Source organism: Kribbella sp. NPDC049174, from assembly GCF_043197365.1.
In the GTDB taxonomy this organism is placed as follows: Bacteria; Actinomycetota; Actinomycetes; order Propionibacteriales; family Kribbellaceae; genus Kribbella.
Window position 1 is genome coordinate 225,787 of sequence record NZ_JBICSZ010000007.1, and the last position, 14,272, is coordinate 240,058.

General features: G+C 69.1%; 12 protein-coding genes and 1 riboswitch. Of the genes, 9 read left to right on the forward strand and 3 right to left on the reverse strand.

The features are described 5' to 3' along the window. The first annotated feature begins 38 nt into the window (after window positions 1-38). From ACGFIF_RS30810 to ACGFIF_RS30820, 3 genes are all read left to right on the forward strand, one after another. Window positions 39-596: a TetR family transcriptional regulator gene (locus ACGFIF_RS30810; RefSeq protein ID WP_393159326.1), complete on the forward strand. Its 558-nt coding sequence runs from the start codon at window positions 39-41 to the stop codon at window positions 594-596. Window positions 597-711: 115 nt separating this feature from the next. Next, window positions 712-2,475 (forward strand): S1C family serine protease, encoded by a 1,764-nt coding sequence (locus ACGFIF_RS30815; RefSeq protein ID WP_393159327.1) that lies wholly within the window; start codon window positions 712-714, stop codon window positions 2,473-2,475. Between the two features lie 364 nt (window positions 2,476-2,839). Then, complete coding sequence (locus ACGFIF_RS30820; RefSeq protein WP_393159328.1) at window positions 2,840-4,102, forward strand: MFS transporter; 1,263 nt, start codon at window positions 2,840-2,842, stop codon at window positions 4,100-4,102. Here ACGFIF_RS30820 and ACGFIF_RS30825 read toward each other — a convergent pair. Then, the gene (locus ACGFIF_RS30825; RefSeq protein ID WP_393159329.1) at window positions 4,046-4,897 is read right to left on the reverse strand and encodes an NAD-dependent epimerase/dehydratase family protein; all 852 of its coding nucleotides are present in this window, start codon (window positions 4,895-4,897) and stop codon (window positions 4,046-4,048) included. The two genes, ACGFIF_RS30820 and ACGFIF_RS30825, sit on opposite strands and share 57 nt — an antisense overlap. Before the next feature lie 132 nt (window positions 4,898-5,029). Here ACGFIF_RS30825 and ACGFIF_RS30830 point away from each other — a divergent pair, with 132 nt between their 5' ends. From ACGFIF_RS30830 to ACGFIF_RS30855, 6 genes are all read left to right on the forward strand, one after another. Beyond that, the gene (locus ACGFIF_RS30830) at window positions 5,030-6,472 is read left to right on the forward strand and encodes an MFS transporter (protein ID WP_393159330.1); all 1,443 of its coding nucleotides are present in this window, start codon (window positions 5,030-5,032) and stop codon (window positions 6,470-6,472) included. Further along, window positions 6,469-7,002 carry a TetR family transcriptional regulator gene (locus ACGFIF_RS30835; RefSeq protein WP_393159332.1) on the forward strand — a complete coding sequence of 178 codons (534 nt, stop codon included), beginning with the start codon at window positions 6,469-6,471 and terminating at the stop codon, window positions 7,000-7,002. Before ACGFIF_RS30830 ends, ACGFIF_RS30835 begins: the two co-directional genes overlap by 4 nt. A 70-nt stretch (window positions 7,003-7,072) precedes the next feature. Further along, window positions 7,073-7,151, forward strand: a riboswitch (S-adenosyl-L-homocysteine riboswitch). Between the two features lie 20 nt (window positions 7,152-7,171). Further along, window positions 7,172-10,777, forward strand: a complete 3,606-nt coding sequence (metH, locus tag ACGFIF_RS30840; protein WP_393159334.1) for a methionine synthase — start codon at window positions 7,172-7,174, stop codon at window positions 10,775-10,777. Between the two features lie 36 nt (window positions 10,778-10,813). After that, complete coding sequence (sigJ, locus tag ACGFIF_RS30845; protein ID WP_393159335.1) at window positions 10,814-11,692, forward strand: RNA polymerase sigma factor SigJ; 879 nt, start codon at window positions 10,814-10,816, stop codon at window positions 11,690-11,692. A gap of 1 nt (window position 11,693) precedes the next feature. Continuing rightward, a complete protein-coding gene (locus ACGFIF_RS30850) occupies window positions 11,694-12,053 on the forward strand; it encodes a DoxX family protein (protein ID WP_393159337.1) in 360 nt (119 codons plus the stop codon). Further along, window positions 12,050-12,526, forward strand: coding sequence for a GNAT family N-acetyltransferase (locus ACGFIF_RS30855; RefSeq protein WP_393159338.1), 477 nt, complete (start codon window positions 12,050-12,052; stop codon window positions 12,524-12,526). Before ACGFIF_RS30850 ends, ACGFIF_RS30855 begins: the two co-directional genes overlap by 4 nt. A 17-nt stretch (window positions 12,527-12,543) precedes the next feature. On the opposite strand, the gene ACGFIF_RS30860 is transcribed toward ACGFIF_RS30855, so the two are convergent. Both ACGFIF_RS30860 and ACGFIF_RS30865 read right to left on the reverse strand, forming a co-directional pair. Continuing rightward, the gene (locus tag ACGFIF_RS30860) at window positions 12,544-13,404 is read right to left on the reverse strand and encodes an HAD family acid phosphatase (protein ID WP_393159340.1); all 861 of its coding nucleotides are present in this window, start codon (window positions 13,402-13,404) and stop codon (window positions 12,544-12,546) included. A gap of 171 nt (window positions 13,405-13,575) precedes the next feature. Further along, complete coding sequence (locus ACGFIF_RS30865) at window positions 13,576-14,235, reverse strand: TetR family transcriptional regulator (protein WP_393159341.1); 660 nt, start codon at window positions 14,233-14,235, stop codon at window positions 13,576-13,578. Window positions 14,236-14,272: the final 37 nt, after the last annotated feature.

Consider the following 14,272-nt stretch of genomic DNA (forward strand, 5'->3'; position numbering starts at 1 on the left):
CCAACCGGTTGGATATATTCCTGGGTAGGATGCCGGGCATGCAGAGGAATGCCGACCGGACCAGGACCCGGATCCTGGCGGCCGCCACCGAGGAGTTCGCCGCCCGCGGGATCGCCGGGGCGCGGGTGAACCGGATCGCCGAGGTGGCCGGCTGCAACAAGGCGATGCTGTACGCGTACTTCGGCAGCAAGGACGGGCTGTTCGACGCGGTCTACACGGCGGCCGTCGACACCTACCTGGCCGAGGTCGGGTTCGACACCGCCGATCTGCCCGGGTACGCCGGCCTGGTCTTCGACTACTTCGAGGAGCACCCCGAGCATCTGCGGCTGAACATCTGGTACCGGCTGGAGCGCCCCGCCGGCGCCGCACTGGAGGCGATCGTTGCCGTCAACAAGAGCCGCCTCGGCGACCTCGACCAGGCCCAGCGATCCGGCGTCGTACCGGGAGATTTCACCCCGGCCGAGCTGCTCGCGCTGCTGCAGGCCGTCGCCACCAGTTGGTCCTCGATGAACCCCGAGTACGGCGCCTCCGCTCCGAACCGGGCGTCCCGGCGGGAGGCGGTCGTCGAGGCAGTGCGCCGGTTGCTGACGGCGTAGGTGTGGCGCAGGACACGACGGATTCTCAGCCAACTCATTGGTTCACCCGAAGGAGTTCTCAGTCTCGCGCGCTCTACTCGAAGGCAGAAGGAACTGGCCGAGGAGGGCACCGGGAATGAACGACAGCGCGGGACGGCAGGGACAGGGACAGGGCGGCGGCGCGGGGCAGCAGGGCGCCGGTCAGCAGGGCTTCGGGAATCAGGGGCCCGGTCCGCAGAGTCCTGGCCCGCAGGGTCCCGGTCCGCAGGGTCCCGTGCAGCAAGGGCCCGTGCAGCAAGGGCCGGTGCAGCAAGGGCCGGTGCAGCAAGGGCCGGTGCGGCAAGGGCCGGTGCGGCAAGGGCCGGTGCAGCAGGGGCCGGGGATGTCGGCCCAGTGGCAGGCGCCCGGACAGCAGCCGCCCGGTTACTGGCACCCGGCTGGTCCGCAGCAGGCAGGCCCGTACCAAGGTGGTCCGCAGCACGCAGCGCCGGGGCAGGCGCCGTACGCGGGGATGCCGTATCCGCCCTATCCGGGGTATCCGGCGTACGGCGCACCGCAGCAGCGGCCGCCGCGGAAGCGGGGCCGGCGGCTGTTCGGCGCCGGAGCGCTGGGACTCGCCGTCGCGCTGGTCGCCGGTTCGGTTGCCTGGGGCATCGATCAGCGGGCCGACAGCGGTTCGAAGCTCTCGCACCAGCAGTTCGATCCGGCCGCCGTGGCGGCGCAGGTCTCGCCCGGGCTGGTGAATGTGAACACAGTGCTCGGGTACGAGGGTGCGAAGGCAGCCGGGACAGGGATCGTGCTGACCTCCGACGGCGAGGTCCTGACGAACCACCACGTGGTCGAGGGTGCGACCTCGATCTCGGTGGTGGACGTCGGCAACGGGAAGACGTACACCGCGAGTGTGGTCGGGTACGACGAGGACCACGACGTCGCAGTACTGAAACTGAAGGACGCCTCCGGGCTGCAGACGGCCAAGATCGGTGACTCGGACAAGGTCGCGGTCGGCGACCAGGTGGTCGGGATCGGCAACGCAGGCGGCGTCGGCGGTACGCCGAGCTACGCGCCCGGCACCGTCACCGGGCTGAACCAGGCGATCACCGCAACGGACGAGAACGGGCAGGACCCGGAGAACCTGACCGGCCTGATCCAGACCAACGCGAACATCCAGGCCGGCGACTCCGGCGGACCGCTGGCGAACGCGGCCGGCGAGGTGGTCGGCGTCGACACGGCCGGCTCGAGCGCCAACGGCGGCGGCAACGGGCCGCAGCGGCAGACGGCCGCGACCACGGCAACCTCCGCCACCGCGACACTGGCGTCGGCCCCGGCGGGTACGGCGACCGAGACGGCGGACGGCAACGGGTACGGCGGGCCCGGGTTCGGACCTGGCGACGGCTCGGGCAACGGCAACGGCAACGGCAACGGCAACGGCAACGGATACGGCGACGGGTCGGGTAACGGCAACGGGTACGGCGACGGTAACGGTGACGGGTCGGGCAACGGTGACGGGTCGGGGAACGGCCAGGGGCAGACCACGACGCTGGGGTACGCGATCCCGATCAACGAGGCGATGGAGATCGCCGACCAGATCGAGGACGGCAAGGCGTCGGACACCGTGCACATCGGCGAGTCGGCGATGCTCGGAGTCTCGATCCTGTCGAACGCCGGCACGACCGGCGCGGTGGTCGGCGACGTCCTGGCGAACGGCAAGGCGGACGAGGCCGGGATCGAGGCCGGTGACGTCATCACCTCCTTCGCCGGCAAGACGGTCGAGTCGCCCGACACCCTGTCGACCCTGCTGAACCAGCAGCACCCCGGCGACAAGGTCGAGGTCGGCTGGGTCGACCAGGCCGGACAGCAGCACAAGGCAACCATCGAACTCATCACAGGCCCGGTCCGCTGACACCAGCGCTACTCCCCCCGCTGCAGCGGACCGCAACGATCGGGCCCGGCGTCTCCCACCCCTAGAGGCGCCCGGGCCCGATCAACACAGACGATCGGGCCCGGCACCTCCTCCCCCTCCGAGGCGCCCGGGCCTGATCAAACACGATCGGGCCCGGCGCCTCGTCCCCCTCCGAGGCGCCCGGGCCTGATCAAACACGATCGGCTCGGCGCCTCGTTCCCCCGCGAGGTGGCCGGGTCCGATCGGCATAGACGATCGGGCCCGGCGCCTTGTCCCCTCCGGGGTAGCCGGGTCCGATCTTGTGGGTCCGGAACGGTCAGGAATTGAGAAGCCCAGGGGTGTAGGCCGCACTTAGCGTGAGTCCATGGTGATTCGACGCCTTGTCCCCGCCGCGTATCGCCCGGTGCTGGCCAACCGGGTGCTCCGGCGGTTGATCCTCGGCTTCGCGGTCTCGTACCTCGGCGACGGGATGAGCTTCGTCGCGGTGGCGTGGCTCGCCATCGAGTTGGCGCCCGAGGCAACGGCCGGTCTGTGGGTCGGCGGCGCGGTGGCGGCGTACACCTTGCCGGGCGTTGTCGGCGCGTTGGCGTTCGGTCGTCGTCTGCGCCGGCTTCCGCCCAGGCGCATTCTGCTGGCCGACAACATCGTGCGCGGTGTGTTCCTGGGCGCCGTACCGCTTGCCTGGTTCGCCGGTGCGTTGACGCTGCCGTTGTACGTCGGACTGCTCGCGGTGTCGTCATTGCTCCACGCGTGGGGCAGCGCGGGGATGTACACGCTGATGGCTGAGTTGCTGCCCGAGGAGCAGCGGCTGGCCGCGAACACGCTCGTCAGCACGCTCAACTTCAGTGCCACGATTGCCGGGCCTGCCATCGCCGGTGTGCTGGTGACGTACGTCAGCTCCGCGCTGGTGATCGGTCTGGATGCGCTGACCTATGTGTTCCTCGCCCTGATCGTCGTAACGACCCGATTGCCTACCTCGCGACCGCCCGTCGCCGAGGTCGATGAGCCGTCGGCTGCCCGCGGTGGGTTCGCGTTCCTGCGTTCGCATCCCGAGCTGCTCGGGCTGTTGGCGCTCACCTGGTTCTTCAACTTCCTCTACGGCCCGGTCGAGGTCGCGCTGCCGCTCCACGTGACCAACGACCTGAACGCACCGGGCACGCTGCTCGGCCTCTACTGGATGCTCTTCGGCATCGGCGCGGTCCTCGGCGGCCTCACGATCGGTGCCCTTCGCCAGCTACCTCTCTGGCCCGTGACCATCGCCATCGTCGTCCTCTGGGGTCTACTACTGCTGCCGTTCGGCTTCGACGTACCGGTCGCGGTCACCGTCGCGTGCTTCATGCTCGGCGGCGCAATCTACGGCCCGTTCGTGCCGCTCTCCGTGACTCTCGTCCAGGCGAAGTCGCCGCCCCAGCACCTGGCCGCCGTCCTCGCCGCCCGCAGCTCAGTCCTCCTCACCGCGGCTCCACTCGGCACGGCCCTCGGCGGCCCTCTCACCACCGCCCTGGGCCCAAGAGCAACGCTCGGCGTCTCAGGTCTGGCGACCGTGACCCTCGGCGGCATCGCCTGCGCTCTACTGGTCGCCCGCGAAGCCAGAGCGCCACGTCGGGTGCGTGGGCGTCCACGCTAGATCGACGCGGGCACGGGTGTTGGAAGCGCCGCGTGCCCAGACAGGGCGACTGCTCTCGGTCGGTGGGGGAGCGGGGGCACCGACGGACTCGGCGAACACCGGGGACCAGGCGGAGGCCGGAGCAGGGTCGTTGTCGACGATGTTGACCGGGCCTGTCGGCCAGTTGAGAGCCTTTACGGCGGCGATCGCGGCGTCCTCGACATGGAGGAAGCTGGTGATGTCGGAGCCGGTGGGCAGGTCGCCGGCCACGGCGAGGTCGGCCATCAGGCCGCCCTTGGTGTACCAGGTGCCGGGGCCGTACAGCATGCCGTAACGCAGCACGATCCACTCGGGAGCCTCGGCGGTAATGTTCTCGAGTTCCGCCACCGCCTCGACCATTCCGCGGCGTCCCGCGTCCGCCGCGGCGAGGTCCAGCGGTGTCGACTCAGTGGCCGGGTCATCGCCGCCCTCGTACGCCCACGAGATGCTCTGTGTGATCACCCGGCGTGCACCCGCGGCCAGCGCGGCGTCGACGAGGTTGCGGGTGCCGACTCGCCGGATCCGACCGTTCGCCGCGAAGTCGCGCGATCCCAGGTCGGTCAGCTGGTGCATGACCACGTCCGGCCGGGCCGCCGCGACCACCTCGCGCAATGACGCGGCGTCGTACACATCCCCGACGACAGCGGTCGCGCCCTGCCTGTGCAGCAATGACGGGTCGCGCCTGGTCAGGGCGGTGACCTGGTGGCCGTCGGCGAGCAGGAGCGGTACCAGCAGGCGCCCGATCGCGCCGGTCCCGCCGGCGAGAAAGATCCTCATGGGGGCCACGCTAAGCGGTCGCAGCGGTGTGGAGGGTGGTCCAGTTCACGGGGAATTCGGTGGGCCATTCCCCGGCCGTCTGTCTATTCTGAGGTGAAAGTAAACAGCTGTTCACCTTCGTGAGGACACCGCGTGAGCGCCCGCACCTCGACCGTCCGCCCAGCCCGTCCGCGCCTCATCCTGACCGCGCTCGCCTCCTGCGGCGTCCTCGTCTCGATCAGCCAGACGATCGTCGTACCGCTGCTGCCCGAGCTGCCGCGGATCACCCACCGCGGTCCGGCCGACGTCAGCTGGCTGATCACGGTCACGCTGCTGACCGGCGCGGTGTTCACGCCGTTGCTCGGCCGGGCCGGCGACATGTACGGCAAGCGCCGGGTGCTGTTGATCGCGCTCGGCTCGATGGTGATCGGTTCGTTGCTCTGCGCAAGCAGTTCGGAGCTGGCGGTGCTGATCGTGGGCCGCGCGTTCCAGGGTGCCGCGGTGGCCGTCGTACCGCTCGGGATCAGCATCCTGCGCGACGAGCTCGAGCCGCGCCGGGTGCTGCCGTCGATCGCGATGATGAGCTCGACCCTGGGGGTCGGTGCGGCGCTCGGCATCCCGGCGGCGACCCTGGTGGTGGAGTACTCGAACTGGCACACGATGTTCTGGATCTGCGCCGGGATCGGGGTGTTCGACCTCGTCCTGGTCCTGCTGGTCGTGCCCGAGTCGGCGGTGCGGACGCGCGGCCGGTTCGACGTCGTGGGTGCCCTGGGGATGAGCTCGTTTCTCGTCTGCCTGTTGCTGGCTGTCTCGAAGGGCAGCACCTGGAGTACGACGGCGACCATCGGCCTGTACGTCGCAGCCGCCGCGATCGTGCCGTTGTGGGGCTGGTTCGAGCTGAGGACGACCAGTCCGCTCGTCGATCTGCGGGTGTCCGCGCGTCCCGCCGTACTGTTCACCAACCTGGCCGCGCTGCTGATCGGATTCTCGTTCTACGCCAACTCGCTGGCGACCGCGCAGCTCGTGCAGGAGCCGAAGTGGACCGGCTACGGACTCGGCGGGTCGATCGTCGTCAGCGGACTGTGCCTACTGCCCGGCGGTCTCGCGATGGTGCTGCTGTCGCCGGTGTCGGCCCGGATCTCGGGCGCCCGCGGCCCGCGGTTCACCCTGGTGATCGCGTCGGTCCTGATGGCGGCCGGGTACGTCGTCCGGCTGTTCACCAGTGGAAATGTCGCCGGGATCGTGGCCGGTGCGACCGTCGTCTCTGCCGGGACCGCGGTGGCGTACTCGGCACTTCCGGCCCTGATCATGCATGCTGTGCCCGTGACCGAAACGGCCGCGGCGAACGGCCTCAACACCCTGATGCGCACGGTCGGGGCAGCGATCTGCAGCACGATCGTCGTGACCGTGCTGACCAACGTGACGATCACCCAGGCCGGCCCCGGACCGAATGCGGTCGCGCCCGCGCTGTCGGCGTACCTGATGGTCTTCGTGATCGCCGGCGTGGCCGCGGTGGTCGCGGCCGGGCTGGTCCTGCTGATCCCGGTACGGCGGCAGGCCCCGGTCCATCTGGAAGGCACGGTGGGCAGGACGTGACGGACGTCGGGCGGATCGCGATCCTCCGGGCGGCGCGACGGGCGTTCGCGCTGCAGCCGTACAACGCCGTCACCCTGCGCGGCATCGCCGCCGACGCGAACGTGAGCGCGGCCCTGATCGTCAAGCACTTCGGCAGCAAGGAGTCGCTGTTCGACCTGGTCGCGGACTTCAGTGAGGCCGCGGAGAAGCTGCTCGACGCGGCCGACGAGGACCTCGGCCGGCATGCCGTCCTGACCCTGGTGAACTACCGCCGCGAGAACGGTCTCGACCTGCTCGTCCGGGTGATCTTCGCGGCCGGCAGCGGTGACGAACGCGTGCTCATCCGCGAGCACTTCCGCGACCAGGTGACGCGTGCGTTCGCCGCCCGCCTGTCCGGCTCCGACGCGGACCTGCGAGCCGAGCTCATCACCGCCCAGTTGCTCGGCCTCGGCGCCACGATGTCGATCGACAAGACCGGCCCGACCGCGACCGCGGACCCCGAGACGATCGCCGATCACTACGCTCCCGCCATCCAGGCCCTCATCCACTGACTGAACAGCAGTCTCACTAAGTGGGCAGGGGTCCTGTAATCCCGGTGTGACGCCGCTAACATGGTGCGGCCAGGTCGAGAGGCGCTGCAACGGACACTCAGGTCCGCCACGCTCGACCCGGGGTCTGTTTGCAAGGGCGCCTCCGGAGATTTTCTGGAGGTGACGGCAGATGAGTGAAACCGCTCTACGGGAGCTGCTGGATCAGCGGGTCGTGGTGCTGGACGGTGCCTGGGGCACGATGCTGCAGTCCGCGAAGCTGAGCGCAGCCGACTACCAGGGCGATCGGTTCCTCGATCACAGTCACGACCTCACCGGTGATCCGGATCTGCTCAACCTGACCCGGCCGGACGTCATCCTCGACGTGCACCGCCAGTACCTCGCGGCCGGCGCGGACATCACCACCACCAACACCTTCACCGCGACGAGCATCGGCCAGGCCGACTACGGTCTGCAGGACCATGTCCGCGAGATGAACGTGGCCGGTGCCCGGCTGGCCCGGCAGGCCGCTGACGAATTCGAGAACCGGTTTGTCGCAGGTTCGATCGGCCCGCTCAACGTGACGCTCTCGCTGTCGCCGCGGGTGGAGGACCCGTCGTACCGGGCGGTCACGTTCGAGCAGGTGCGGGCCGCGTACGCCGAGCAGATCGCGGCGCTGGCCGAGGGCGGCGTGGACCTGCTGCTGATCGAGACCATCTTCGACACCCTGAACGTGAAGGCCGCGATCATGGCGGCCCGCGAGGTCGCGCCGCATCTGCCGCTGTGGATCTCGGTGACGATCGTCGACCTGAGCGGCCGGACGCTGTCGGGCCAGACGGTCGAGGCGTTCTGGAGCTCGGTCGAGCACGCCAAGCCGCTGATCGTCGGCGTCAACTGCTCACTCGGTGCTGCGGAGATGCGCCCGCACGTGGTCGACCTGTCCCGGTTCGCCGACACGTACGTCGCCTCGCACCCGAACGCCGGCCTCCCGAACGCCTTCGGCGGGTACGACGAGACGCCGGAGCAGACCGCCGGGATGCTGCAGGAGTTCGCCGAGTCCGGCCTGGTCAACATCGTCGGCGGCTGCTGCGGTACGACGCCCGCCCACATCGAGCAGATCGCGCACAGCGTGGCCGGCCTGGAGCCGCGGACCGTCGTACCGCCGGACGAGACCACCCGGTTCTCCGGACTCGAGCCGTTCAGGATCGGGCCGGACACCGGGTTCGTGATGATCGGCGAGCGGACCAACGTGACCGGGTCGGCCCGGTTCCGCCGGCTGATCGAGGGCGACGACTACCAGGCCGCGGTCGACGTGGCGCTGGAGCAGGTGCGCGGTGGCGCGAACCTGCTGGACGTGAACATGGATGCCGACCTGCTGGACAGCGAGCAGGCGATGACCACGTTCCTGAACCTGATCGCGACCGAGCCCGAGGTGGCCCGGATCCCGATCATGATCGACAGTTCGAAGTGGTCGGTGCTGGAAGCCGGCCTGAAGTGCGTGCAGGGCAAGGGTGTGGTCAACTCGATCAGCCTGAAGGAAGGCGAGGAGGAGTTCCTCGAGCGCGCCCGGCGGATCCGCGACTACGGCGCCGGCGCCGTAGTGATGGCCTTCGACGAGCAGGGCCAGGCCGACACCGTCGAGCGCAAGGTGGCGATCTGCGGCCGGGCCTACGACCTGCTCACGCAGAAGATCGGCTTCCCGGCCGAGGACATCATCTTCGATCCGAACGTGCTCGCGGTCGCCACCGGCATGAGCGAGCACAACGGCTACGCCAAGAACTTCATCGACGCCTTGCCTCTGATCAAAGAACGGTGCCCGGGCGTCCACATCAGCGGCGGTATCTCCAACCTGTCGTTCTCGTTCCGCGGTAACGACGTGGTCCGGGAAGCGATGCACTCCGCGTTCCTGTACCACGCCGGCCAGGTCGGCCTGGACATGGGAATCGTCAACGCGGGGCAGCTCGCGGTCTACCAGGACATCCCGGCGGATCTGCTGGAACTCGTCGAGGACGTGATCTTCGACCGGCGCGACGACGCCACCGACCGGCTGGTCAGCTTCGCCGAGAACGTGAAGGGCAAGGGCACCAAGCGCGAGGTCGACCTGACCTGGCGGGAGGGCTCGGTCGAGGAGCGGCTGTCCTACGCGCTGGTGCACGGCATCGTCGACTTCATCGAGGCCGACACCGAGGAGGCCCGGCAGAAGCTGCCGCGGCCGCTCGAGGTGATCGAAGGCCCGCTGATGGACGGGATGAAGGTGGTCGGCGACCTGTTCGGCGCCGGCAAGATGTTCCTGCCGCAGGTGGTGAAGAGCGCCCGGGTGATGAAGCGCTCGGTCGCCTACCTGGAGCCGTTCATGGAGGCGGAGAAGGAACAGGCCCGGCTGGAAGGCCGCGCCGAGACGGTCCGCGGCCAGGGCAAGGTCGTGCTGGCCACGGTCAAGGGCGATGTGCACGACATCGGCAAGAACATCGTCGGCGTGGTGCTCGGCTGCAACAACTACGAGGTGATCGACCTCGGCGTGATGGTGCCGGCGGCAAAGATCCTGGACACCGCCGTGGCCGAGGGCGCCGATGCGGTCGGGCTGTCCGGCCTGATCACGCCGTCGCTCGACGAGATGGTTGCCGTCGCCACCGAGATGCAGCGCCGCGGGCTCAAGCTCCCGTTGCTGATCGGCGGCGCGACCACGTCGAAGCAGCACACCGCGGTCCGGATCGCACCGGCGTACGACCACACGACCGTGCACGTCCTGGACGCGTCGCGGGTGGTCGGGGTGGTCTCGGACCTGCTCGACGAAGAGCGCTCCGAGGAACTTGCCCGGAGCAACAGCATCGAGCAGGAGCGGCTGCGTGAACAGCATGCCAACAAGCAGCGCGCCCCGCTGTTGAAGATCGAGGAGGCGCGCGCGAACAGGGAGCCGGTGGCATACGACGAGCTCCCGGTGCCGGCGTTCACCGGGCTGCGGCAGGTGTCACCGTCGATCGAGGTGCTGCGCGAGATGATCGACTGGCAGTTCCTCTTCCTGGCCTGGGAACTGAAAGGCAAGTACCCGGCGATCCTGGACCAGCCGGTGGCGCGTGAGCTCTTCGACGACGCGAACACGCTGCTCGACGAGATCATTGCCCACGGCTCCTTCACCGCCGAGGGGGCGTACGGGTTCTGGCCGGCGCACAGCGAGGGCGACGACATCATCCTGGACGGTCAGGACGTGTCCTTCCCGATGCTGCGGCAGCAGACCGAGAAGCCGGCCGGGCGGCACAACCGGTGCCTGGCGGACTACGTCGCGCCGGCCGGTGACCACCTCGGCGGGTTCGGGGTGGCGATCCACGGTGCCGAGGCGCTGGCGGCGTCGTACGAGGCCCGGAACGACGACTATCGCGCGATCATGGTGAAGGCGCTGGCCGACCGGCTGGCGGAGGCGTTCGCCGAGTGGATCCACCTGGAGGCGCGGCGGGCCTGGTTCGAGCCGGACGCGGAGCCGGTCCTGGAGGACCTGCATGCCGAGCGGTTCCGTGGGATCCGGCCGGCGCTCGGGTACCCGGCGAGCCCGGATCACAGCGAGAAGAAGGCGCTGTTCGAGCTGCTGGAGGCCGAGAAGATCGGCCTCGGGCTGACCGAGTCGTACGCGATGACACCGGCCGCGGCGGTCAGCGGTCTGATCTTCCAGAACCCGGCGTCGCGCTACTTCAGCGTCGGCCGGCTCGGCCGCGATCAGATCGAGGACTACGCCGTACGCCGGGGGCTGCCGGTCGCCGAGGTGGAGCGCTGGCTCCGGCCGAACCTGGCCTACGACCCGGACTGATGTCACACTCGGGCGCCGGGATGACTCATAAGTGGTGTGAAAGCACATGATGACCTGAGTCCGGACGCGGCGACCGAGGTGTTCGTCGAGCATCGGGAACTGCTGTTCTCGATCGTCTACAACATCCTCGGCAGCGTCACCGACACCGACGACGTCCTGCAGGAGACCTGGCTGGCCTGGTCGACCCGGACCGGCGTCGAGAACCCGCGGGCGTACCTCGTCCGGATCGCGGTGAACTCGGCGTTGGCCCGGCGTACGACGATCAATCGCCGCAAGGAGGAGTACGTCGGGCCGTGGCTGCCGGAGCCGGTGGTCACACCGGCCGATCCGGTCGAACGGACCGAGGCGGTGTCGCTCGCGGTGCTCGTCGTACTGGAGACGCTGACGCCGTTGGAGCGGGCGGTGTTCGTGCTGCACGAGGTGTTCGGGTATGCACACACGGAGATCGCGGAGATCGTGGGTCGGACGCCCGCGGCGGTGCGGCAGTTGGCACATCGGGCCCGGGATCACGTGCGGGCCCGGCGACCTCGGTTCCCCGCGGATCGGCACGTGCAGCAGGAAGTGACGCAGCGGTTCATCGATGCCGTCGTCGGCGGGGATCTGAACGCCCTGATGGAAGTGCTCGCGCCAGATGTGACGCTCTGGGCCGATGGTGGCGGCAAGGCTCGCGCGGCCGGTCTGCATCCGCTGCTGGGTCGTGACCGGATCGCCCCGCTCATCATCGGTGACCGCCGTCGTCGCCCGCTGGAGTCACTCGGCATCCGCTACCGGACCATCAACGGCGATCCGTCCGCGCTGCTGTTGTCCGGTGACACCGCGTTCGCCGTGATCGTGCTGGATGTCGAAGGTGATCAGGTGACAGGCATCTACGCGATCACCAACCCGGACAAGCTCGCGCACGTGGAGGTCGACTGACATGGGCACGACCGCGGTTGTCGTCGTGGTGGTGACCGTTGCCTTGAACGCGTTCTCGGGGATCGCGGCGCTGCTGCACTGGAAGGCGATCCTGCCTGGGATGGCGAAGGCCGACGTACCGGAGTCGTGGCTGACCTTCCCGATCGGCACACTGAAGACTGCCGGTGCGGCCGGACTGCTTGCCGGGCTGTTGATCGAAGCGCCGTGGCTGGTGGCTGCTGCCGCGATCGGGCTGGTGCTGTTCTTCGTGTGTGCGCTGTACACCCACGTCCGGGCCGCGGACTACACGGCACAGTTCGGGCTGGCCGTCGTGTTCTTGGGCGCGGCGAGTGCCTCCTTGGTGTTTACCCTGACTGCATGACAGCTTCGCTCCGCCCTGCCGGGCCCGCCGACGCCGAGGCCGTCGCCGCCATCTGGTACGCCGGATGGGGCGACGGGCATCTCGGTCACGTGCCGGACGAACTGGTCGCGATCCGGACCAAGGATTCGTTCTGGACCCGGGCCGCCGAACGCGTCGCCGACACCACAGTCGCGGTGGTGGGTGACGAGGTGGCGGGATTCGTGATGGTGGTCGGGGACGAGGTCGAGCAGGTGTACGTCTCCCGCGACCACCGTGGCTCGGGTATTGCCGGCGTACTCCTGGCCGAGGCCGAGCAGCAGGTGAAGGCGAACGGTCACGCCGAGGCGTGGCTCGCGGTCGCTACCGGCAACGCCCGGGCTCGCCGTTTCTACGAGCGCAGCGGCTGGACCGACGCCGGGGCCTTCGACTACCCGGCCACCACCGACTCGGGCCCAATCCCCGTCCCGTGTCACCGCTACACGAAGCCGGTCTGACGGGGCCCGCTTGGCGGTTACGGCAGGTAGTAGTTCGGGTTGGGGAGCTTGAAGGTGCGGTCGGCGTACCCGCCCTTGAGGTCGCTGTACTGGTCGCCGAAGTTCGCGACGATGTCGTACCCGAGCGACTCGATGTGGGCGCGGGTCGCCGACTTGTAGTGGATCGTGGTGCAGGAGCCGTTCGGGTCGGCGGCACACGCCTTTTTCAGGTAGTCCGGGTAGTCCGCGACGGCCGGCTTGGTGAACAGGCCGTCCTCACCGTTCGGCAGGGTGGTCGGCTTCGGGAAGCCCGCGTCGACGCCGACGCCGTCCGCGGTCAGGTTGCCCAGCGTCGCCTGCTCCTGCGCGGCACCGCGCCCGGTCAGGAAGAAGACCGCGTACCCTTCCCGCTCGGCCGTCGTCACCAGGTCGACCATCCCCGGGACGGCGGGGAATTTCTGGTCCAGCACGTACGTCGCGTTGGTCGCCGGGTTGTACGCCCAGTTGCTGGCGATCTCGTAGTTCCAGGTGGCCAGCGAGGTGTCGTCGACGTCGAGCAGGATCGCCTTGGTCTTCTTGGCGTCCTTGGGGTGATGCGGTGCGGAGATCCAGCGCGTGCCCGCGGCGGCGACCGACGTCGCCTCCTTGGCGTAGTTGCTGTTCGCACCGAACGTGCCGGTGCCGAGCGGATCGCCGTAGTAGTTGCGCAACTGCTGGCGCAGGACGTCGATGTTCGTGACCTGTCGTTCGGTCCGCGGTGTCGACGTCTGGATGGCCGGCTGCTGGGCCGCGACTCCGGCCGAGTACGCGACGCCGCCGACGATCGACGCGAGCGCGACCGATGCGGCGCCGGTCAGAACCAGCCGGCGCGACGGCCGGCGCCAGGAACGGATGTTCATGGGTAACCTCTCCCAACGAAGAAAGCTTGCGCGAGCAAACTAACTCCATTCGTCACCAATGGAGTTGCGCTGGGCTCAAACTTCAGGGGAAACCTGCACCGCGGCGTCTCAGGCCTCGGTGGGTCAACGCACGGTGATCCCCGGTGTCAGCGGGGGAGTCCGCCGCCGGTGTCACCGGGGGAGAAGGCCGTACAACAGACTGGTGAGTGCTTCGCGGAGACTCGGCGCGAACTCCAAGCGGATGGTCGCAAGCTCGGGGTCTGCCTCGTAGGCGGCCAGGATGGCGGCGGTCGGGTGTGAGTGTGTCCAGATCGCGCCGGCCAGCATGCTCGCGTTGGCGATGAAACGGGACGCACCTTCCACGCCGATCTGCGGAAGGGCTGCGGTCACCACGATCAGCATTCGCTGGTAGCCGGCCAGGGCGGCGCGTTTGAAGGTGAGCGCGACCTCGGTCGAGATGTTCCGCTCGAGCACCGCCGCCTGCGCGCTGATCAGGTCGCAGAACACCGGCCGCGCCGACAGCGTCCGGACCACTGCCTCCACCAGTTGTTCGCTGCGCTGGGCCGGGCTGCCGGCGGCGTCCCGCAGGGCCGCCTCCAGATCGTCGATCCACGCGTCGAACTCGATGCCGAACAGCTCGAGCAGGACGGCCTCGCGGGACTCGAAGTACTTGAGCACGTTCGACTTGGCCAGGCCGACGCGGCGGCTCAGTTCGTTCAGGCTCAGCTCGGCGACCGGCATCTCGGTCAGCATGGCCGCCGCTGTCCCGAGGATCGCCCGCCGCCGGGCCGCCCGCTGCTCCTCGCTCCGGGCCCGCTGGAATGTCGTCACCCTCACAGTCTACAGACCGCCGGTCTGTTGTTAACGA

Bases quoted from the DNA above. Each gene is read 5' to 3' on its own strand.
- ACGFIF_RS30810 (WP_393159326.1), top strand. From the start codon at position 39: ATGCAGAGGAATGCCGACCGGACCAGGACCCGGATCCTGGCGGCCGCC.
- ACGFIF_RS30815 (WP_393159327.1), top strand. From the start codon at position 712: ATGAACGACAGCGCGGGACGGCAGGGACAGGGACAGGGCGGCGGCGCG.
- ACGFIF_RS30820 (WP_393159328.1), top strand. From the start codon at position 2,840: ATGGTGATTCGACGCCTTGTCCCCGCCGCGTATCGCCCGGTGCTGGCC.
- ACGFIF_RS30825 (WP_393159329.1), bottom strand. From the start codon at position 4,897: ATGAGGATCTTTCTCGCCGGCGGGACCGGCGCGATCGGGCGCCTGCTG.
- metH (WP_393159334.1), top strand. From the start codon at position 7,172: ATGAGTGAAACCGCTCTACGGGAGCTGCTGGATCAGCGGGTCGTGGTG.
- ACGFIF_RS30850 (WP_393159337.1), top strand. From the start codon at position 11,694: ATGGGCACGACCGCGGTTGTCGTCGTGGTGGTGACCGTTGCCTTGAAC.
- ACGFIF_RS30855 (WP_393159338.1), top strand. From the start codon at position 12,050: ATGACAGCTTCGCTCCGCCCTGCCGGGCCCGCCGACGCCGAGGCCGTC.
- ACGFIF_RS30860 (WP_393159340.1), bottom strand. From the start codon at position 13,404: ATGAACATCCGTTCCTGGCGCCGGCCGTCGCGCCGGCTGGTTCTGACC.